Raw genomic sequence first — 18,185 nt, 5'->3', positions numbered from 1 at the left:
GTGCCGGGGGTCAGCCCTTGAGGCCGCTCAGCGCGATCCCCCGGGTGAAGTACTTCTGGAAGACCAGGAAGAACACGATCGTCGGCACCGACGCGATGAACCCGCCCGCCATGATCGCCCCTTGCTGGTCCGGCGCCCCGAAGTAGGAGTTGAGCCGCGCCAGCGCGACCGGCAGGTTCGCCATCTCGTCGCTCTGCACGATCACCAGCGGCCACAGGAAGTTGTTCCACTCCGCCAGCACGATGAAGATCGACATCGCGGCGAGCGCCGGCCGCAGCAGCGGCAGCACGATCTTCCACCAGATCCGCCACTCGCCGGCGCCGTCCACCCGCGCCGCCTGGATCAGCTCGTCCGGCACCGACTGCAGGAACTGCACCAGGAAGAACAGCACGAACGCCTTGGCCAGCGCCGGCACGATGTAGGCGGTGTAGGTGTCCAGCCAGCCCAGGTTACGCATGATCACGTAGTTCGGGATCAGCGTGGTCTGCCAGGGCACCATCATCGACGCGATGATCATCAGGAAGATGATCCGCCGCCCCCTGATCCGGTGCTTGGCGATCACGTACGCCGCCAGCGAGCAGATCAGCAGCGACCCCACGGTGATCGACGTGGTGACGAGGACGCTGTTGAACAGGAACCGCCAGAACCCGAAGTCCACGTGGAAACGCTGGAACACGCCCTGCAGATGGCCCGGGTTGACCCGTTCCGCGGTGTACTCGGGATCGTAGAAGTTGACGAACGACGGCGAGCGCGGCACGAACGACGGCGGCACCCTCCCCAGCTCGGCCGGCGGCTTCAGCACCGTGATGATCAGCCAGTAGAACGGCACCACCATGGTCAGCGACAGCAGGTAGAACGGCAGGCGCAGCAGGTGCCGGTTGACCCGGGCCCGCCCGCCGCCGGCGCGGGGCTGCTCGTGGCGCGCCCGCCGCGCCGGGCCGGCCGGGCCCGCCGGGGCGGTCGTGTCCAGCGGGACGGCCATCACAGCTCCTTCATCGCGCGCCCGACGCGCAGGTTGACGAGGCTGAGCACGAAGATGATCAGGAACAGCACCCAGGCGATGGCCGAGGCGTAGCCCAGCTTGAAGTGGGTGAACCCCTGGTCGTAGAGGTAGGGCACGATCATCAGCGCCGAGTCGAGCACGCCGCCGATGTTGTTGGTGCCGCGGAAGATGATGTAGACCGCCTCGAACACCTGGAACGCCCCGATCAGCCCGGTCACCACCACGTACGTGGTCACCGGCCGCAGCAGCGGCAGCGTGATGTGGCGGAATCGCTGCCAGGCCGAGGCGCCGTCGATCCTGGCCGCCTCGTAGAACTCCTCGGGGATCGAGCCGAGCCCGGCGACGTACAGCACCATGCCGTACCCCATGCCGCCCCACACCGACATCAGCACCAGGATCGGGATGGTCAGCGCCGGCGTGGCCAGCCAGGGCACGGCCGCGCCGCCGAACCAGCTCACGACCGTGTTGGCCAGGCCCACCTCGCTCGGGAACAGCACCCACTTCCACATGAGCATGAGCGCGATCGAGGAGGTCACCGAGGGCAGGAAGAACAGCGTGCGCATGACCCGGTGCGGCCAGCTCGTGCCGTTGAAGGCCAGCGCCAGCCCCAGCGACAGCAGGGTGCCGAGCACGACCGACCCGGCCACGTACAGGGCGGTGTTGCCGAGCGCGTGCCGGAAGCGGGCGTCGCCCGCGAGCCGGGTGAAGTTGTCCAGGCCGGTGAGGACGGCGGGGTTGACGCCGTCGAACCGGGTGAAGCTGAGGTAGAGCGAGTTGGCCAGCGGCCAGAGCAGGAACGCCGCGAACAGCGCGAGGAAGGGCAGCAGCATCGCGTACGAGGTGCCGTAGCGGCGCAGCCTGCTGCCGAGGGGGGCGGGACCCGCCATTGTCGAACTCCTATCGGCCGTCGGGCTGCTATCCGGCGTTGCGCTCCATGACCTTGGCCGCCTCGGCCAGCGCCGTCCTGACGTCCGACTTGCCGAGGATGGCCGACTGGAGCTGCTTGGCGACGTCCGAGGCGCTCTCGTCCCAGCCGGGGCAGCCCGGGGCCGCCTTGCCGGTGCCGATCGCCTCGGCGAACACCCGCGCCTGGTCCGGCGTGAACGTCGAGCCGCCCACGATCTTGTCCGGGCGCGGCGGGATGTAGGAGATGTTGCGCTTCCTGGCCTCGCCGGAGACGGCGGCGATGGCCTCGTCGCTGTACATGAACTTGACGAAGTCCGCGCCGGTCCTGGCGTACTTGCTGAAGGAGGTCACGCCGATCGCCCGGCCGCCGATGAACGTGGTGGGACCGGCGGGCCCGGCCGGCAGCGGCGCCAGCGCCCACTTGCCCTTCAGCTTCGGCTTGTTGGCGTCGATGCCGAGGGCGATCCAGTTGCCGGCGACGACCATCGCGGTGCCGGTGTCCAGCGCGTCGGAGCCCTCGACGGTGGCGGTGGGCACGCCGTGCTCGCGATAGAGGTCCACCCAGTACGTCAGCGCCCGCTCGGCCTGCGGCGTGTTCAGTGAGGGCTTGCAGTCGGGGGTGTAGAAGGTGCCGCCGGCCTGGTAGAGGTAGTTGAAGTAGCCGATCCAGTCCAGGTTGCCCCAGTCCTGGCTGTAAGGTTTCTTGACCCCGGCCGCCTTGAGCCTGCCGATGTCGTCCACCAGTTCCTGCCACGTCCTGGGCGGGGCGGCGATCCCGGCCTCCTTCAGCAGGTCCGTGCGGTAGTAGAGGGCCAAGGTGGACATGTCGAGCGGCACGCCGTACACCGAGCCGTCGGGGGAGACCGCCGACTCCCACTGGGCGGGCTGGGCCTGGCCCTTGAGCGCCTCGATGCCGTGCTCGCGCAGGTCCACCATGGCGCCGCGGGCGCCGAACTGGATGGTCCAGGTCATGCCGCCGGACAGGATGTCGGGGCCGGTGCGGCTGGTGGCCGCGGCCAGGAGCTTGGCGTAGGCGTCGTCCCACGACAGGGTCTGCACCTTGACCGTCACGTTGGGATGTTTCTGGTGGTAGAGGTCGGCCGCCTTCTGGAAGGTCGCCGTCTCGTCGTCGCCGCCCGTGGACCAGAAGGACAGGGTCATGGGGGCGTTCTGGTCGGCCTGCCGGGTCTGGGTCTGGCCGCTGGTGGCGCAGGCCGCGCTCAGGGCCGCCACCAGGACCGTGCTGCACGCTGCCAGGGTTCGTCGCATGAGGCCATCCGATCTCTCCGTCGGATGGGCGCCGGACTTGCGCCGGCGGACGTGCGGATGTGCCTGCGGGTCCCATGACCGGCGCCCAATTGTCCGTGCGGAGCGGATCTCATCACTTAAGCGGGTAAGCCACAATAGGGAGTTTTTTAAGAGAGCGCGTTCCCGGCCGTTCACAACGGTGATGACCTCCGGTTACGCGGCCGCCGGAAAATCCGGTCACGATGAAAACGGAGCGGTGCTCCCCCGGGGGAGCAGGCGCGCGGGCGGCTCCTGGGCGCCGCCAGGCCCTCCTCCGTCCCGCCCGCCCCGCACCTGTTCGCCCCGCACCTGTTCGCCCCGCACCACGCGCAGCAGGACCCTGGCGGCGTGCGCGCCGTAGGCGGGGACGTCCCGCGTGACGGCCGTCAGCGGCGGCCGGACCACCTGGGAGAGCGGCGAGTCGTCCCAGGCCACGATGGACAGCGCGGTCGGCACGTCCAGGCCCATCTCCTGGGCCACCGACAGGCCCGCCACCGCCATGATGTCGTTGTCGTAGACGATCGCCGTGGGCCGCGGCCGCGCGCTGAGCAGCAGGCGGGTCGCCCGCGCCCCCTCCTCGCCGGTGTAGTCCGTGTGCGCCACCGGATGCCCCGCCAGGCCGGCCGCCGCGCAGCAGCGCGCGAACGCCTCGTCCCTGATCCTGGTGTGCAGCAGCGCCGGCAGGCCGGCCACCCGGGCCACCCGCCGGTGGCCGAGCGCCGCCAGGTAGCCGACCACCTCGCGCAGCACGGCGGCCTCGTCCGACCAGACCGCGGGCAGCGAGCCCGCGCCCGACGGGTGCCCGGCCACCACCGCCGGCATGCCCAGCCGTTCCACCACCGGCACCCGGGGGTCGGCGGCGCGCAGGTCCACCAGGATCGCGCCGTCCACCCGGCCCTCGCCCCACCAGCGCCGGTAGAGGGCGATCTCGGCCTGGTGGTCGGGCACCACCTGCAGCATCAGCGCGCACGAGCCGGCCGCGAGCTCGTCCTCGACGCCGCTGATCAGCTCCATGAAGAACGGCTCCACGCCGAGGAAGCGCGCGGGCCGGCACAGCACCAGGCCGATGGCGTCGGCCCGGGCGCCGCTGAGCGAGCGCGCGGCCAGGTTGGGCCGCCAGCCCAGCTCCTGGGCGATGGCCCTGACGCGCGCCCTGGTCTCCGCCGAGACCCCCGGGCGGCCGTTCAGCGCGTAGGAGACGGCGCCCTTGGACACGCCGGCCCGCCGGGCGACGTCGGCGATCGTCGGCCTCTTCACGCGTGCTCCTCTCCGCGTCCCCGCCGCGCGCGACACATCGCTGAACCGTATCAGCGACATTGACAATGCCCGCCTCGGTAGGGGCACAATGCTTTTCCGGTTCATAAACCGGAAACGGGTTCGCGGACAAGCCCCCGGGAGTTCCGGGCGGCCGGCGCAGTCATCGGATCTGCGGGCGGCCGCGCGGCGGGTGCGCGTACGGTGAGCACACCCTGTCCGATGCGTACGCAGGAGCGCAGATGTTCGTCGACATGCCCCTCGCCCGGCTCCGCGAGTACCTTCCCGAGCGTGCCGAACCGGCCGACTTCGACGCCTTCTGGCGGCGCACGCTCGCCGAGGCCCGCGCCCACGACCTCGCCGCCGCGTTCGTCCCCGTCCCCTCGGAGCTGACCGTCGCCGACGTGTACGACGTCACCTTCGCCGGCTTCGGCGGCCACCCGGTCAAGGGCTGGCTGCTGCTGCCCCGCCAGGCCGCGGGGCCGGTGCCGTGCGTGGTGGAGTACCAGGGCTACGGCGGCGGGCGCGGCCTGCCGATCGACTGGCTGTTGTGGCCCAGCGTCGGCTACGCGGTGCTCGCCATGGACAGCCGGGGCCAGGGCGCGGGCGGCTGGCGGCGCGGCGACACGCCCGACCCGTACCCCGGCACCGGGCCGCAGACGCCGGGCGTCATGACCAGCGGCGTGCACGACCCGGCCGACTACTACTACCGGCGGCTCTACACCGACGCCGTGCGGGCGGTGGAGGCCGCGCGGGCGCATCCCGGGGTGGGCCCGGTCGCGGTGGGCGGCGCCAGCCAGGGCGGGGCCATCGCCCTGGCCGTCTCGGCGCTGGCCGACGAGGTCACCGGCGAGCTGGCCTGCGCGCTCGTCGACGTGCCGTTCATGTGCCACATCAGGCACGCCACCGAGATCACCGGCGAGTACCCGTACGCCGAGATCGCCGCCTACTGCCGGGCGTTCCGGGAGCGGGTGGAGGACGTGTTCGCGACGCTGGCCTACTTCGACGGGGTCAACTTCGCGGCCCGCGCCGCCACGCCCGCGCTGTTCTCGGTCGCGCTGCAGGACGGGATCACGCCGCCGTCCACGGTGTTCGCCGCCTACAACCACTACGCGGGGGAGAAGGACATCCGGGTGTACCCGTACAACGGGCACGAGGGCGGCGAGTCGGCGCACGCCCTGGAGCGCGTCGCGCGGGCCAGGAAGGCGTTCGGCTGACCGCACGGCCAGGGGCGGCCGGCCGGGCGGCCGGCGGGCGGCGTCTCGCGTGGCGGAATCGGGGCGGCGTCATCCGCTCCCGCAGACTAGGCTTGTCAGGCACGTCATCCGACCGACGAGAGAGACCATGAAGACCTTCGAAGAGCTGTTCGCCGAGCTGTCAGAGAAGGCCCGGACCCGGCCCGCCGGCTCGGGCACCGTGGCCGCCCTCGACGCCGGCGTCCATGCCATCGGCAAGAAGGTCGTCGAGGAGGCCGCCGAGAGCTGGATGGCGGCCGAGCACGAGTCAGACGACAGGGCGGCCGAGGAGATCTCCCAGCTCCTCTACCACGTGCAGGTGCTCATGATCGCCAAGGGCATCGGGCTCGACCAGGTCTACAAGCATCTCTAGGGCGCGCGCCGCGCCCGCCGCCGTCCCCGACCTGGACAAGCACGAGAGCGAACGAGGACCGACATGCTGCGTCTGGCAGTACCCAACAAGGGCGCGCTCAGCGAGGCCGCCCAGGCCATGCTCAAGGAGGCCGGCTACCGGCCCCGCCGCGACAGCAAGGAGCTGGTCGTGGTCGACCAGGACAACGGCTGCGAGCTGTTCTTCCTGCGCCCCCGCGACATCGCCGTCTACGTCGGGGAGGGCACCCTCGACGTCGGCATCACCGGCCGCGACATGCTCGTCGACTCCGGCGCGCCGGTCGAGGAGATCATGCCGCTCGGCTTCGGCGGCTCCACCTTCCGCCTGGCCGCCACGGCCGGCACGATGACCTCGGTCAAAGACCTCCAGGGCCGGCGGGTGGCCACCTCCTACGCGGGGCTGCTGGAGAAATACCTGTCCGACCAGGGCGTGGACGCCCGCGTGATCAAGCTGGACGGCGCGGTCGAGACCGCCATCAGGCTCGGTGTGGCCGACGCCGTGGCCGACGTCGTCGAGACCGGCACCACGCTGCGCAACGTCGGCCTGGAGGTCTTCGGCGACCCGATCATGCGCTCGGAGGGCGTGCTGATCAAGCGGCAGGGCGCGCCGGAGACGGCCGGCGAGGGCCAGCTCGTCCGACGCTTCCAGGGCGTCGTGCACGCCCGCGACTTCGTCATGATGGACTACGACATCCGGGCCGAGCGCATCGAGGAGGCCATCGCGCTCACGCCCGGCATGGAGGGGCCCACCGTCTCGCCGCTGCACCGCGAGGGCTGGGTGGCGGTGCGCGCGATGGTCCGCCGCAAGGGCCACCAGCAGGTGATGGACCAGCTCTGGGACATCGGCGCGCGGGCCATCCTGGTCACCGACATCTACGCCTGCCGCCTCTGACGCCCGCCCTCCGCCGCGGAGGGCACCCCTGACAAATGTCACGGCCGAAGCCGGAAGGATCGCACTTACCGGGCGTCGGCCGTGACCCTAGCGTTTCAGACATGAACGCCATCACGTTCGACCGCGTCAGCAAGCACTACGGGGACGTGCTCGCCGTCAACGATCTCTCCCTCGCCGTCGAGCCCGGCTCCACCGTGGCCCTGCTCGGCCCCAACGGCGCCGGCAAGTCCACCTCCATCAGCCTGCTGCTCGGCCTGCTGCGCCCCACCTCCGGCCGCGTCTCGGTGCACGGCCGCACCCCTGACGAGGTGGTCCGCGACGGCGAGATGGGCGCGATGCTCCAGCAGGGCGCGCTCATCCCCGAGCTGAGCGTCAAGGAGCTCGTGGACCTCGTCCGCCGCCTCTACCCGCGCCCGCTGCCCCTGGACGAGGTCCTGGAGCTGGCCGACCTGACCGGGCTGGCCGGCCGGCGGGCGAACAAGCTGTCCGGCGGCCAGGCCCAGCGCGTGCGCTTCGCCCTGGCCATCGCGGGGGCGCCGAAGATCCTGCTGCTCGACGAGCCGACCGCCGCCATGGACGTGGAGTCCCGGCTGCGGTTCTGGGCCGGCATGCACGACTACGCGGCCGGCGGGCGCACCGTGCTGTTCGCCACCCACTACCTGGAGGAGGCCGACGCGCACGCCGACCGGGTGGTGGTCATCGCCCGCGGCCGGCTGGCCGCCGACGGCACCGCCGCCGAGATCAAGGCCGGGGTGGGCGGCCAGACCGTCCGCTTCGCCCTCGGCGGGCAGCCCTCCGCCGGGCTGGACCGGCTGCCCGGCGTCACCGCCGTCGAGATCGCCGACGGCGCGGTCACCCTGCACACCGCCGACCCCGACGCCACCCTGGCCGCGCTCTACCGCGGCACCACGCTCGACGTGCGGCACGTGCAACTGTCCGGGGCCGACCTCGAAGCCGCCTTCCTCGCCCTCACCCGGGAGTCCTGATGTTCTACTACGCCAAGACCGAGGCGCTGCGCATGCTGCGCAACCGGCGCTACCTGATCTTCGTGGTGGCCTTCCCCGTCCTGCTCTACCTGATCAACGCCAACATCTACGGCAAGCAGACCGACGACCAGGGCGTCGCCTACAACGTCGTCCTCATGGTGTCGATGGCCGCCTACGGCGCGCTGGCCTCGGCCATGATGAGCTCGGCCGTGCCCTGGGCCACCGAGCGCCAGTCCGGCTGGCTGCGCCAGCTGCAGATCACCCCGCTGCCGGGCTGGGCGATCGTCGCCACCAAGCTGTGGACCGCGATGTTGCTCGTGCTGCCGTCGCTGCTGCTGGTCAGCGTCGTGGCGATCGTGCAGCAGCACGTGTCGATGCCGCCCGCGCGCTGGCTGGGGCTGCTGCTGGCCATGTGGCTGGGCACGATCCCGTTCATCGCGCTCGGGCTGGCCATCGGCTCGATGTTGTCGGCCGACGCCGCCCAGCCCGCCGCGATGTTGTGCATGTTCGGGCTGGCCCTCGCCGGGGGCCTGTGGTTCCCGCCGGAGGTCTTCGGGTCCACGATGAAGGCCGTCGCGGACGTCACTCCGTCCTACCACTACGCGGCGCTCGGCTGGAGCGTGGTCGGCGGGGGCGGCGTCGAGCTCGCCGACGTGCTGGTCGTCGCCGGATGGGGAGTGGTGCTCGGCCTGGCCGCCGCCTACCTCTACCGGCGGGCTACCGTTCGGTCATGAGCTTCGCCGAGCGCATCAGCTTCGGCAGGGAGGACGAGCGGCCGTCACTGGCGCGGCGGCTGCTCGGCATCTCCGTCGGGCTGGTCTACCTGGTCTTCCCCGTCGCGGAGATCGCGACCGGCGCGATCACCGGCACCCGGGCGCTCTGGGCCGGACTGCTGCTGGCGGTCTTCGTCACCACCTTCCTGGCGACGGTGGCGAGCGCCAGGAGCTTCGTGGAGCGCAACCGCTGGACCTACCCGCTGCTCGCGGTCACCACCGCGCTCGGGATCACCGGCGCGCTGGTGATCGGCGGCTCCTGGCTGAGCCTGCCGGTCTTCACCGTCGTGCTGTACGGGTTCGCGCTGCCGCCCGCGTGGGCGCTCGTGGGCCTGGCCACCAGCCTGGCCGTGGTCGTCGGCGGCGGCCTGCTGCACGGCAGCAGCCCCGAGTCCATCATCATCCTCGGCCTCCAGGTGGTGACGCTCGGCATCCTGTTCATCAGCGTCCGCAACACCCGGACGCTGGCCTTCAAGCTGCGCCGCGCCCAGGACGAGATGGCCCGGCTGGCCGCCGCCGAGGAGCGGCTGCGCATCGCCCGCGACCTGCACGACCTGCTCGGCCACAGCCTGTCGCTGATCGCGCTGAAGAGCGAGCTGGCCGGGCGGCTGGCCGAGGGCTCGCCCGAGGTGCGGCGGGAGGTCATGGACATCGAGAACGTCGCCAGGAAGGCGCTGTCGGAGGTGCGCGAGGCCGTCACCGGCTACCGGCGGCACGGCCTGGCCGAGGAACTCGACGGCGCCAGGTCCGTGCTGGCGGCGGCGGGCGTGCGGGCCCGCGTGCAGGTGACGGGCACGCCCCTGCCGGAGCCGGCGGAGAGCCTGCTGGCCTGGGCGGTGCGCGAGGGCACCACGAACGTCGTGCGGCACGCGCGGGCCGCCTGCTGCGAGATCAGGGTGACGCACGGCGACGGGCACGCCATCCTGGAGATCATGGACGATGGACGCGGCGCGGGGCCGTACCGGATGGGCAACGGGTTGTCGGGGCTGGGCGAGCGGGTCGCCGGGGCGGGCGGCGCCATGACGGCCGGGCCGGCCGGGCGGGGGTTCCGGTTGCGGGTGGAGGTGCCCGCGTGATCCGGGTGATGCTGGCCGAGGACCAGGGCATGGTGCGCGGCGCGCTGGCGTCCCTGCTGGGCCTGGAGCCGGACATCGAGGTCGTCGGCGAGGCCGCCGACGGCGCGCAGGCCGTCGAGGTCGCCGCGCGGGCCCGGCCCGACGTGGCGCTGCTCGACATCGAGATGCCCGGCGTCGACGGCCTGGCCGCCGCCGCAGCGATCACCCGGGACGTGCCCGGCTGCCGGGTGATGATCCTGACCACGTTCGGGCGCCCCGGCTACCTGCGTACGGCCATGGAGGCCGGGGCGGTGGCCTTCCTCGTCAAGGACAGCCCGGCCAGGGAGCTGGCGGCGGCCATCCGGCGGGTGCACGCGGGGGAGCGGGTCATCGACCCCGGCCTGGCCGCGGCGGCGCTCAGCGCCGGCCCCAACCCGCTGTCGGGGCGCGAGCGCGACGTGCTGGCCGCCGCCGCGGACGGCTCCACCATCGGCGACATCGCCGGGCGGCTGCACCTGTCGGAGGGCACCGTGCGCAACTACCTGTCCTCGGCCATCCAGAAGACCCACGCCCGCAACCGCATCGAGGCCGTGCAGCGCGCCCGCACCCAGGGCTGGCTCTGACGCCCCGGCGGGCTGGCTCTGACGCCCCCGGCCGGTTAGCGCAGCGCCGCCACCGCCCTGATCGCCTGGTCCACCTGCTCCGGGGTGGTGACGATGCTGGTGCCGAAGCGCAGCAGCGGCGGGTTGTACGGCGTCACGCTGGCCACCACCTTCTGCTCGTGCAGCCGCCGGACCGCCTCGAACGGCTCCATGCCGCTCACCGAGCAGCACACCAGCCCGGCCGACAGCTCCGCCGCCACCGGCGTGGCGAGCGTGACGGAGGGCAGCTCGCGCAGGCCCGCCTTGAGCCGCGTGGCCAGCTCCTGGGTGCGGCGCTGCACGCGGTCCTTGCCGATGGCCGACATGAACGCGAACGCCCGCGGCAGCGCCCACCGGTGCTCGAACGCCTTGAACCCGCCCGGCGTGACCAGCTCGGCCGTGCTCGGCCCCGGCGCCCGGCCCTGCCAGGCGTCGAACGCGGCCCCGCTGAAGCTCGGGATGACCGGCGAGATCGCCTTCCAGTCGCCGCCCCACACGATGCCGGTGCCGCGCGGCCCGAACAGCCACTTGTGGGTGCCGCTCACCAGGAAGTCGCAGCCCAGCTCGCCCGGCCCGTCGGCCAGCGCGCCGAACCCGTGCACCCCGTCCACGCACAGCAGCGCCCGGTCGTGCTCGTCGCGGCCCCGGTTGACCTCGGCCAGCAGGTCGGCGACGGCCCGGACCGGGACGCGCACGCCGGTGCTCGAATGCACCCAGGTGAGCGCCACGACCCGGGTCCGCGGGCCGAGGCCCTTCCTGACGGCCTCCACCATCCGGTCGGCGGAGGCGGTGGCCGGGTCGTCGTACAGGCGGACCCTGCGGACCTTCGCCCCCGTACGCTCGGCCAGCAGGCGCAGGCCCTCGTGGGTGGCCAGGAAGTCGTGCTCGGTGGTCAGCACGTCCTGGCCGGGGCGCAGCCGGACGCCCGAGTACAGCAGGCCGAGGCCCATCGTCGTGCTGTCGGTGAGGGCGATGTCGCCCGGCCTGGTCGGGATGCCCAGGTACTGGGCCGCGGCCTCGCGGACGGTCTGGTCGGGCTCCGCGCCGCCGGGCGGGACGTACTCGGGGTCGGCGTCCAGGCCGTCGCGGTAGGTGCGGACGGCCTCCCGTACCGGGGCCGGAGCGGGCGCCAGGACGAACGCGGCGAACTGGGCGTAGGCCGGGTCGAGCGCGAACTGGGCGCGGACGGAGGCCCAGTCCTGGGGGTCGAAGGCGGCGCCGCCCGCGTGCGGCGCGGCGGATCCGGAGGGGGCGGGGCCGGAGGGGGCCTGCGGCTGGGCGGGCGTGCAGGCCGCGACCCCGGCCAGCAGTCCCGTGCCGAGCAGGGCCCGTCTGTTCAGGGCCCGTCTGTTCTGGGGCATGCCTCCTTCATAGCCGTACGGAGGCCCGCGGCCCAGCATGATCCGGTGACGATCGGGCTCGCGCCGCCGCCAGGCGCCGGCCGCGGTCACCTCCCTGGCCAGGTCCGCGACGCGGACGATGCCGAGGCAGCGGTTCATCTCGTCGGTGACCACCAGGTCGTCGTAGACGCGGCCGGCGTCCCGGGAGGCGGCCGCATCGCGGCGGCGGGCGGCGTCACCGCGGGGACCAGCAGCTCCTGCGGCGCCCCGTACGAGCCCGCGCCGGTGGACCCGAGCAGGTAGCCGAGGTTCCGAAGGCCGTCCAGCCCGATCTTCCGCAACGGCCGGTCCTGCTCGTGGCACGGCCCGGTGAGCAGGAGGACGGCCTCGCGCGGGTGCCGGTCCGCCCCGTGCAGCGGGGCGAGCGCGCCCGCCCCGGGGAGCGCCGCGTGGACGGGCAGCTCCAGCGTCATCGGCAGCGGCCCGGCCCGGCCCGGAGCAAGGGGCCGGCACGGCTCGGGCGCACAGAAGACCTACGAATCAGATTTAACCGACATTTCCCCTTCGGTTCCGTGCCGGGGTGGCGGGGCACCGGCGGGAGCGGGGTCGGCTAGCCTTCCTGACATGAGCGGGCGTCCGGCCAGGGGCGGTGGCCGGTGGGTGGTGGTGCCGCCGGAGCGGGTGCACCCGTGGATCGACGGGTTCGCCGAGCGGCACGGGCCGTTCACGGCGAGCGGCGACGAGCGGGTGGTGCGGCTGCGGGCCGATGACGGCGCCCTGGCCGAGCTGCACGTGCCGTTCCCGCCCATGACGCCGGGGCCGCCGCACGTCAGCAGGCTGGTCGCGCACGCCCGCGCCGAGCGCAGGGTGGGCGTGTTCCTGGTCCGGCTCGGCGGGTACGCCGCCGGGGTCTTCCACGGCGGCGCGCTGGTGGCCTCCAAGGTCGGCTCGCGGCTGGTGCAGGGGCGCACGGCGGCCGGCGGCTGGTCGCAGCAGCGCTTCGCCCGGCGGCGGAGCAACCAGGCGGCCCAGGCGTTCGACGACGCGGTGGAGACCGCGGTGCGGGTGCTGTCGCCGCATCTGGGGGAGCTGGAGGCCGTCGTGCTCGGCGGCGACCGCCGGGCGGTGGACGCGCTGCGCGGCGACCGGCGGCTGGCGCCCCTGCTGGCGCTGGAGTCCGAGCCGTTCCTCGTGGTGCCCGACCCGAAGCTGGCCGTGCTCCGCGACACGCCGGCCACCTTCCGCGCGCTGCGCGTCCGGGTGGTGGACCCGGAGCCGCCCGCCTGACGGGGCCGCCCGCCTGACGAGGCCGCCCGCCTGACGGGGCCGGGCGCTTGACGGGGCTGGGCGGTGGCGCTCAGGAGGCGAAGGCGACTCAGAAGGCTCAGGAGGTGAAGGCGGCTCAGGAGGCGAGGCCGCTTCAGGAGGCGAAGGCCGCCCTGTGGTCGGCGAGGAACCGCTCCAGGGTGCGCGGTGGCCGCCCCGTGATCTCCTCGACCGCCGCCGTGGTGGAGGCCCAGCGGCCGTCGCCCGTCTCGGCCATCAGCGCGGCCAGCTCGGCCGCCAGCGGGCTCGGCAGGCCCTGCCGCTCCAGGTGGGCCGCCATCTCCGGCACCGGCAGGTCCACGTAACGGACCGGGCGGCCGAGGGCGGCGGTGACGCGCTCGGCGATGCCCTCGTGCGACAGCGACTCCGGCCCGGTGAGCACGTGGTCGCCGCTCGCCCCCACCGGCCGGGTGAGCAGCGCCGCCGCGACGTCGGCGATGTCCCTGGCGTCGATGTAGTTGACCTCCTTGGGGCCGTACGACCCGTGGAAGCGGCCGTCCCTGATCTCGCCCGGCAGGTTCTGCATGAACCCGGTCGGCTGCAGGATCGCGTACGGCACGCCCGAGCGCCGCAGGTGGGCGTCCACCTCGCCGTGCATGCCGCCGCCGAGCCTGCGCCCGGGCCGGGCGCCGCGCACGGACACGGTCACCACCTGGGCGACGCCGGCCCGCGCCGCGAGGTCGATGACGGCCCGGTGCGCGGCGACGAAGCCGGGCCACAGCGAGCTGTTGAGGAACAGCCGGTCGCCGGCCGACAGCAGCCGCCCGATCGTCTCCGGCCGCTCGAAGTCGCCCGGCGCGTGCGCGCACCCCAGGTCGTCGGCGGGCCGGCGGGCGACAGCGAGCACGTCGTGCCCGCGCAGCCGCTCCACCAGCGCCCGCCCGACGGTGCCGGTGGCCCCGGTGATCACGATCATCCCTGACACCTCCTAAGCGGAATCTCGGCTTCCGCTTGGCGCCGACGCTACACTAAGCGGAATTCGATCGTCCACTTGCGGGCGGGAGGGAGGCCACGTGCGCGCGGACGCCAGGCGGAACCTGGGCAGGATCGTCGAGGCGGCGGCCGAGGTCATGGCCGAGCGCGGGGTCGAGGCGCCGATGGAGGCCATCGCCAGGCGCGCCGGGGTCGGCGTCGGCACCCTCTACCGCCGCTTCCCCGACCGGCACGCCCTCCTCGCCGCCGTCGGCGACCACTACGTCCACGCCATGGCCGCCGCCCTCGACCGGGCCGCCGGCGAGGTGCCCGACGCCTGGAGCGCCATCGGGCGGTTCGTCTCCTGGGCGGCCGAGCCGGGCCGGGCCGCGCTGGCCGCCGCGCTGGCCGAGCTGCCCGTGGAGGCGTACACGGGCCGCGCCTCCTTCGCGCGCGCCCGCGCCGGCTGGCTGGAGCGGCTCGACGCGCTCGTGCGCCGGGCGCAGGCGGAGGGCTCGATGCGCCAGGACGTCGGCGCCGACGACCTCGTCCACCTGCTCAACGTCTTCACCTGCCACCCCGACCGGCTCCCCGCGCCCGTCGCCGCCGACCCGGGCCGGTACCTGCGCCTCATGCTCGACGGCATGCGCGCCGGGGCGGGTTGAGCGGATGACTGGATGCGGCCGGTCCCCGGATGTGATGCTGGTACCGAGGTCGAGAGGCGAGGTGGGCATGCGTAGTCAGGGGCCGCGTCTGGAGTGCCTGAGGATGAGGCCGCACGACCACATCGGCTGGGCCTTCACCGGGCCCGAGGAGTTCGCCGCGCTCGCCGGGCCGTTCCTGGCCGAGGGCGCGGCCAGGGGAGAGCGGATGATGTACGTCTGCGCCGAGCCGGCCCCGGACGCCGCGGCCCTGCTGGGCGGCGGGTTCGACCCCGGCGCCCTGGTGGTGGCGAGCATCGCGGAGGTCTACGGGCCCTCGGGCGTCGTGGACGCGGCCGGCCAGCGCGCCACCTTCGCCGCCGCGCTGGCCCGCGCGAAGGCCGACGGCTACAGCGGGATCAGGGTGGCGGCCGACAACACGCCCCTGGTCGCCGGCGAGGAGGGGCTGGCGGCGTGGCTGCGATGGGAGATCGTGGCCGACCGGTTCATGTCCGAGCACGCGGTCACCGGCCTGTGCGCCTTCGACCGCGACAAGGTGGACGTGGACCGCCTGCGCCACCTGGCCACGTTCCACCCGCTGTCGTCGGCGGGCAGCCCGGCCCCCCAGTACCGCGTCTTCGCCGAGGCGGGCAACCTGCGCGTCGAGGGCCAGATCGACTCCCTCGCCGTCAGCCAGCTCCGGCTGGCCCTGAGCGTGCTCCCGCCGGACACCGGCGTGCTGATCGACCTGGCCACGGCGGGCTTCACCAGCCGGGTGCCCCAGGCCCACCTGCGGCGCCTGGCCGACACCGGGGTGACCGTCACCATCCAGGGGGTGCCCGCCGGCCCCGATCCGGTCCTCGGCGAGCTGCGCTGAACGGGTGCCGGTGCGAGCGGTGACCGTGCCCTTGTGACCGTTTTGAGGTTTTGAGACGATTCAAAAGAATCTTGATGCCCGCTATGATGAGCCGAGTTCACCGTGGGGCTCCGTACGCGGACCACGTGAAAGCGGCGAATCATGCACCTGCAGCAGCACGGCCTCGTGAGGATCGATGGCGACCAGGAACATCAAGGAGGTCGCGCAGCTGGCGCGGGTCTCCGTGGGCACGGTGAGCAACGTGCTCAACCGCCCGGAGATCGTATCCCCCGCCACCCGCGAACGCGTCTTCGAAGCGATCAAGAAACTCGGGTTCGTCCGCAACGAGGTGGCCCGCCACCTGCGGGCGGGCCGCAGCAGGACCGTCGGGCTGGTCGTGCTCGACGTCGCCAACCCGTTCTTCGTGGACGTGGCCCAGGGCGCCGAGTCGGTCGCCGATGAGCACGACACGATGGTGGTGCTGTGCAACAGCGCCGGCGACCCCGGCCGCGAGCGCCGCCACCTCGACCAGCTCGAACAACAACGGGTGATGGGCATACTGGTCACCCCGGTCGAGATGGACAACCCCTGGCTGGAGGAGCTGGTCGCCCGCGGCACGCCGGTGGTGCTGGTCGACAGCCCGGCCACCGGGCGGCAGTGCTCGGTCGCCGTGGACGACCGGCTCGGCGGGCAGATCGCCGGCGCCCATCTCATCGAGCGCGGGCACCGGCGCGTCGCGTTCGCCGGCGGGCCGCCGTCCATCAAGCAGGTGGCCGACCGGCACGCGGGCATCGCCGGCGCCGTCGCGGCCGCCGGCGGCGCCGTCGAGCTGATGACCTGCACCGCGCCCTCGATGACCGTGGCGGGCGGGCGGATCATCGGCGAGCGCGTCGCCGCGCTGCCGCCCGGCGAGCGGCCCACCGCGGCCTTCTGCGCCAACGACATGATGGCGCTCGGCTTCCTCCAGGCGATGGCCACGCACGGGCTGCGCGTGCCCGAGGACCTGGCCATCATCGGCTACGACGACATCGACTTCGCGGCGGCGGCCGCGGTGCCGCTGTCGTCCATCAGGCAGCCGCGCGAGCTGCTCGGACGCACCGCCATCGACCTGCTGCTGGAGGAGGTCGCCGAGCCCGAGCAGCACCGGCACCGGCAGGTCATCTTCCAGCCGGACCTGGTGGTGCGCAAGTCGAGCGCCATGCGCCGCGACCCCTGACCCCCTGAGTCGCGCCCGGCGAAGGAGCCCGTTTGACCGCCACGGAGATCTACCGCAACCCCCTGTCCACCCCCGCCGAGCTGGCCGGTTTCCGGATGGAGGGTGACGGGGCCGTGTCCTTCCCGCAGGGGAGGCTGCGCCTGGAGAGCCGCCGCCCGCCCGCCGACGGTCAGGCGGCCAACCTGGTGCTGTGGTGCCCCGAGGAGTTCCCCGCCGACGTGCGGATCGAGTGGGACTTCTGGCCGGTCCGCGAGCCGGGCCTGGCGATCATGTTCTTCCACGCCCGCGGCCGCCGCGGCGAGGACCTGTTCGACCCCGCCCTGGCTCCCCGCACCGGCCCCTACGAGCAGTACCACCACGGCGACCTCGACGCCTACCACGTCTCCTACTTCCGCCGCATGTGGGAGTCCGAGCGCGCCCTCCACACCTGCAACCTGCGCAAGAGCCACGGCTTCCACCTGGTGGCCCAGGGCCCGGACCCGCTGCCGGGCGTGCTGGACGCCCGCGGCCCCTACGCGATGCGCCTCGACGTCAAGGGGGCGGCGATCACCTTCTCCATCAACGATTTGGTCTCGTTCCGCTGGGTGGACGACGGCTCGATCGGGGGTCCCGCCCTGGCCGGAGGCAAGATCGGCTTCCGGCAGATGGCTCCGCTCATCGGGGAGTACGGAAATCTCCGCGTTTTTCGTCATTGACTTTGAGTCGATTCAACACTAATTTCGCACCACCGACCGGCGTTCACCCGCTCGTAACGAGAGGGGAACCACGGTGCAACGCCCACCCCCGTGTCCTCGCACACGCCGTCAGAAGGTGCTGCGGGATGAGCCATCCAGCCATGTCGATGAAGGTCCAGGCCGTCTGCTCGGAGATTTTCTGGGTGGCGCGGCTGAACCTGCTGTGGATCGTCTTCACCCTTCTGGGCGGCGTGGTGCTCGGGCTCGGCCCCGCCACCGTAGCGGCCTACACGCTCGCGCGACGGCACCATCGTCATGAATCGTTTCAGGTCTGGGCCGCGTTCTGGTCCGTCTACCGACGGGAGTTCGTCCGGGCCTCGTTGCTGGTCCTGCCCCTGGTCCTCGCGGCCACGGTCCTGGCCGGCAACTACCTCTACCTGTCCGCTCTCGGGTCCGGCGCGGGAGCGCTGCGCGCCGTCACGTACGTGGCGCTCGTGGCGCTCGCCGCCGTCGGGGCCTACCTGGGGCCGCTCTACGTGCACTACGAGTTGCCGCTGTGGGGGTACATCCCGAAGGCATCACTGCTGGCGCTGACGCGGCCGGCCTCGACCGTGCTGCTGTTGTTCGTGCTCGCGGCGATCGTCTTCGCCGCCACGACGGTGCCCGCCCTCGCGCCGCTCGTCAGCGTCGGCGCGTGGATCTACCTCAACACGTGGCTCTGCCTGCGCTTCTTCGCGGAGAACGAGGCGCGCCTGCTTGCGAAAGGGAACTCATGAGCGCTTTCCGCCCACGGCTCGC

General features: G+C 73.0%; 20 protein-coding genes. 13 read left to right on the top strand and 7 right to left on the bottom strand.

The window, feature by feature from the left end:
- Nucleotides 1–10 precede the first annotated feature (10 nt).
- The 4 genes from AB0H75_RS25550 to AB0H75_RS25535 form a co-directional block, all read right to left on the bottom strand.
- Entirely contained in the window at nucleotides 11–982 is a 972-nt protein-coding gene (locus tag AB0H75_RS25550) for a carbohydrate ABC transporter permease (RefSeq protein WP_367800135.1), read from the bottom strand.
- Entirely contained in the window at nucleotides 982–1,890 is a 909-nt protein-coding gene (locus AB0H75_RS25545; protein WP_367800133.1) for a carbohydrate ABC transporter permease, read from the bottom strand. The genes AB0H75_RS25550 and AB0H75_RS25545 overlap by 1 nt, the downstream gene beginning before the upstream one ends.
- A 28-nt stretch (nucleotides 1,891–1,918) precedes the next feature.
- A complete protein-coding gene (locus tag AB0H75_RS25540; RefSeq protein ID WP_367800131.1) occupies nucleotides 1,919–3,178 on the bottom strand; it encodes an extracellular solute-binding protein in 1,260 nt (419 codons plus the stop codon).
- A gap of 216 nt (nucleotides 3,179–3,394) precedes the next feature.
- Nucleotides 3,395–4,453, bottom strand: a complete 1,059-nt coding sequence (locus tag AB0H75_RS25535; protein ID WP_367800129.1) for a LacI family DNA-binding transcriptional regulator — start codon at nucleotides 4,451–4,453, stop codon at nucleotides 3,395–3,397.
- A 239-nt stretch (nucleotides 4,454–4,692) separates the two neighbouring features.
- On the opposite strand from AB0H75_RS25535, the gene AB0H75_RS25530 reads away from it, so the two are divergent.
- The 7 genes from AB0H75_RS25530 (at nucleotide 4,693) to AB0H75_RS25500 (ending at nucleotide 10,404) form a co-directional block, all read left to right on the top strand.
- Complete coding sequence (locus tag AB0H75_RS25530; RefSeq protein ID WP_367800127.1) at nucleotides 4,693–5,667, top strand: acetylxylan esterase; 975 nt, start codon at nucleotides 4,693–4,695, stop codon at nucleotides 5,665–5,667.
- Between the two features lie 127 nt (nucleotides 5,668–5,794).
- Nucleotides 5,795–6,058, top strand: a complete 264-nt coding sequence (locus tag AB0H75_RS25525; RefSeq protein WP_020547470.1) for a phosphoribosyl-ATP diphosphatase — start codon at nucleotides 5,795–5,797, stop codon at nucleotides 6,056–6,058.
- 63 nt (nucleotides 6,059–6,121) lie between these two features.
- Nucleotides 6,122–6,967 (top strand): ATP phosphoribosyltransferase, encoded by an 846-nt coding sequence (hisG, locus tag AB0H75_RS25520; protein ID WP_367800125.1) that lies wholly within the window; start codon nucleotides 6,122–6,124, stop codon nucleotides 6,965–6,967.
- Nucleotides 6,968–7,068: 101 nt separating this feature from the next.
- Entirely contained in the window at nucleotides 7,069–7,953 is an 885-nt protein-coding gene (locus tag AB0H75_RS25515; RefSeq protein WP_367800123.1) for an ABC transporter ATP-binding protein, read from the top strand.
- Entirely contained in the window at nucleotides 7,953–8,687 is a 735-nt protein-coding gene (locus AB0H75_RS25510) for an ABC transporter permease (RefSeq protein WP_367800121.1), read from the top strand. The genes AB0H75_RS25515 and AB0H75_RS25510 overlap by 1 nt, the downstream gene beginning before the upstream one ends.
- Nucleotides 8,684–9,802, top strand: coding sequence for a histidine kinase (locus tag AB0H75_RS25505; RefSeq protein ID WP_367800119.1), 1,119 nt, complete (start codon nucleotides 8,684–8,686; stop codon nucleotides 9,800–9,802). The genes AB0H75_RS25510 and AB0H75_RS25505 overlap by 4 nt, the downstream gene beginning before the upstream one ends.
- Nucleotides 9,799–10,404 (top strand): response regulator, encoded by a 606-nt coding sequence (locus tag AB0H75_RS25500; RefSeq protein WP_367800117.1) that lies wholly within the window; start codon nucleotides 9,799–9,801, stop codon nucleotides 10,402–10,404. The genes AB0H75_RS25505 and AB0H75_RS25500 overlap by 4 nt, the downstream gene beginning before the upstream one ends.
- A 35-nt stretch (nucleotides 10,405–10,439) precedes the next feature.
- Here AB0H75_RS25500 and AB0H75_RS25495 read toward each other — a convergent pair whose 3' ends face one another.
- Nucleotides 10,440–11,936, bottom strand: coding sequence for an aminotransferase class V-fold PLP-dependent enzyme (locus tag AB0H75_RS25495; RefSeq protein ID WP_367800116.1), 1,497 nt, complete (start codon nucleotides 11,934–11,936; stop codon nucleotides 10,440–10,442).
- Complete coding sequence (locus AB0H75_RS25490; RefSeq protein WP_367800115.1) at nucleotides 11,918–12,235, bottom strand: hypothetical protein; 318 nt, start codon at nucleotides 12,233–12,235, stop codon at nucleotides 11,918–11,920. Before AB0H75_RS25490 ends, AB0H75_RS25495 begins: the two co-directional genes overlap by 19 nt.
- A gap of 151 nt (nucleotides 12,236–12,386) precedes the next feature.
- Between AB0H75_RS25490 and AB0H75_RS25485 the strand changes: the two genes are divergently transcribed.
- Nucleotides 12,387–13,049, top strand: coding sequence for an acVLRF1 family peptidyl-tRNA hydrolase (locus AB0H75_RS25485; protein ID WP_367800113.1), 663 nt, complete (start codon nucleotides 12,387–12,389; stop codon nucleotides 13,047–13,049).
- A 133-nt stretch (nucleotides 13,050–13,182) separates the two neighbouring features.
- Here the strand turns inward: AB0H75_RS25485 and AB0H75_RS25480 are convergent, their stop codons facing one another.
- A complete protein-coding gene (locus AB0H75_RS25480) occupies nucleotides 13,183–14,004 on the bottom strand; it encodes an NAD(P)H-binding protein (protein WP_367800111.1) in 822 nt (273 codons plus the stop codon).
- A gap of 97 nt (nucleotides 14,005–14,101) precedes the next feature.
- Between AB0H75_RS25480 and AB0H75_RS25475 the strand changes: the two genes are divergently transcribed.
- The 5 genes from AB0H75_RS25475 (at nucleotide 14,102) to AB0H75_RS25455 (ending at nucleotide 18,163) form a co-directional block, all read left to right on the top strand.
- Nucleotides 14,102–14,665 (top strand): TetR/AcrR family transcriptional regulator, encoded by a 564-nt coding sequence (locus tag AB0H75_RS25475; protein ID WP_367800109.1) that lies wholly within the window; start codon nucleotides 14,102–14,104, stop codon nucleotides 14,663–14,665.
- A gap of 103 nt (nucleotides 14,666–14,768) precedes the next feature.
- A complete protein-coding gene (locus AB0H75_RS25470; RefSeq protein ID WP_367800108.1) occupies nucleotides 14,769–15,518 on the top strand; it encodes an MEDS domain-containing protein in 750 nt (249 codons plus the stop codon).
- Between the two features lie 175 nt (nucleotides 15,519–15,693).
- Complete coding sequence (locus tag AB0H75_RS25465; protein WP_367800107.1) at nucleotides 15,694–16,713, top strand: LacI family DNA-binding transcriptional regulator; 1,020 nt, start codon at nucleotides 15,694–15,696, stop codon at nucleotides 16,711–16,713.
- 32 nt (nucleotides 16,714–16,745) lie between these two features.
- A complete protein-coding gene (locus AB0H75_RS25460; RefSeq protein ID WP_367800105.1) occupies nucleotides 16,746–17,408 on the top strand; it encodes a DUF1961 family protein in 663 nt (220 codons plus the stop codon).
- Between the two features lie 125 nt (nucleotides 17,409–17,533).
- The gene (locus AB0H75_RS25455) at nucleotides 17,534–18,163 is read left to right on the top strand and encodes a YesL family protein (protein ID WP_367800104.1); all 630 of its coding nucleotides are present in this window, start codon (nucleotides 17,534–17,536) and stop codon (nucleotides 18,161–18,163) included.
- Nucleotides 18,164–18,185 lie beyond the last annotated feature (22 nt).

The organism is Nonomuraea sp. NPDC050783 (assembly GCF_040802095.1).
Taxonomy (GTDB): Bacteria; Actinomycetota; Actinomycetes; order Streptosporangiales; family Streptosporangiaceae; genus Nonomuraea.
The sequence above is the reverse complement of the archived record's forward strand: the minus strand, read 5'-3'. Positions and strand labels throughout refer to the sequence as shown.

Bases quoted from the DNA above. Each gene is read 5' to 3' on its own strand.
- AB0H75_RS25550 (WP_367800135.1), bottom strand. From the start codon at position 982: ATGGCCGTCCCGCTGGACACGACCGCCCCGGCGGGCCCGGCCGGCCCG.
- AB0H75_RS25545 (WP_367800133.1), bottom strand. From the start codon at position 1,890: ATGGCGGGTCCCGCCCCCCTCGGCAGCAGGCTGCGCCGCTACGGCACC.
- AB0H75_RS25540 (WP_367800131.1), bottom strand. From the start codon at position 3,178: ATGCGACGAACCCTGGCAGCGTGCAGCACGGTCCTGGTGGCGGCCCTG.
- AB0H75_RS25530 (WP_367800127.1), top strand. From the start codon at position 4,693: ATGTTCGTCGACATGCCCCTCGCCCGGCTCCGCGAGTACCTTCCCGAG.
- AB0H75_RS25525 (WP_020547470.1), top strand. From the start codon at position 5,795: ATGAAGACCTTCGAAGAGCTGTTCGCCGAGCTGTCAGAGAAGGCCCGG.
- hisG (WP_367800125.1), top strand. From the start codon at position 6,122: ATGCTGCGTCTGGCAGTACCCAACAAGGGCGCGCTCAGCGAGGCCGCC.
- AB0H75_RS25515 (WP_367800123.1), top strand. From the start codon at position 7,069: ATGAACGCCATCACGTTCGACCGCGTCAGCAAGCACTACGGGGACGTG.
- AB0H75_RS25510 (WP_367800121.1), top strand. From the start codon at position 7,953: ATGTTCTACTACGCCAAGACCGAGGCGCTGCGCATGCTGCGCAACCGG.
- AB0H75_RS25505 (WP_367800119.1), top strand. From the start codon at position 8,684: ATGAGCTTCGCCGAGCGCATCAGCTTCGGCAGGGAGGACGAGCGGCCG.
- AB0H75_RS25490 (WP_367800115.1), bottom strand. From the start codon at position 12,235: ATGACGCTGGAGCTGCCCGTCCACGCGGCGCTCCCCGGGGCGGGCGCG.
- AB0H75_RS25485 (WP_367800113.1), top strand. From the start codon at position 12,387: ATGAGCGGGCGTCCGGCCAGGGGCGGTGGCCGGTGGGTGGTGGTGCCG.
- AB0H75_RS25480 (WP_367800111.1), bottom strand. From the start codon at position 14,004: ATGATCGTGATCACCGGGGCCACCGGCACCGTCGGGCGGGCGCTGGTG.
- AB0H75_RS25470 (WP_367800108.1), top strand. From the start codon at position 14,769: ATGAGGCCGCACGACCACATCGGCTGGGCCTTCACCGGGCCCGAGGAG.
- AB0H75_RS25465 (WP_367800107.1), top strand. From the start codon at position 15,694: ATGGCGACCAGGAACATCAAGGAGGTCGCGCAGCTGGCGCGGGTCTCC.
- AB0H75_RS25455 (WP_367800104.1), top strand. From the start codon at position 17,534: ATGAGCCATCCAGCCATGTCGATGAAGGTCCAGGCCGTCTGCTCGGAG.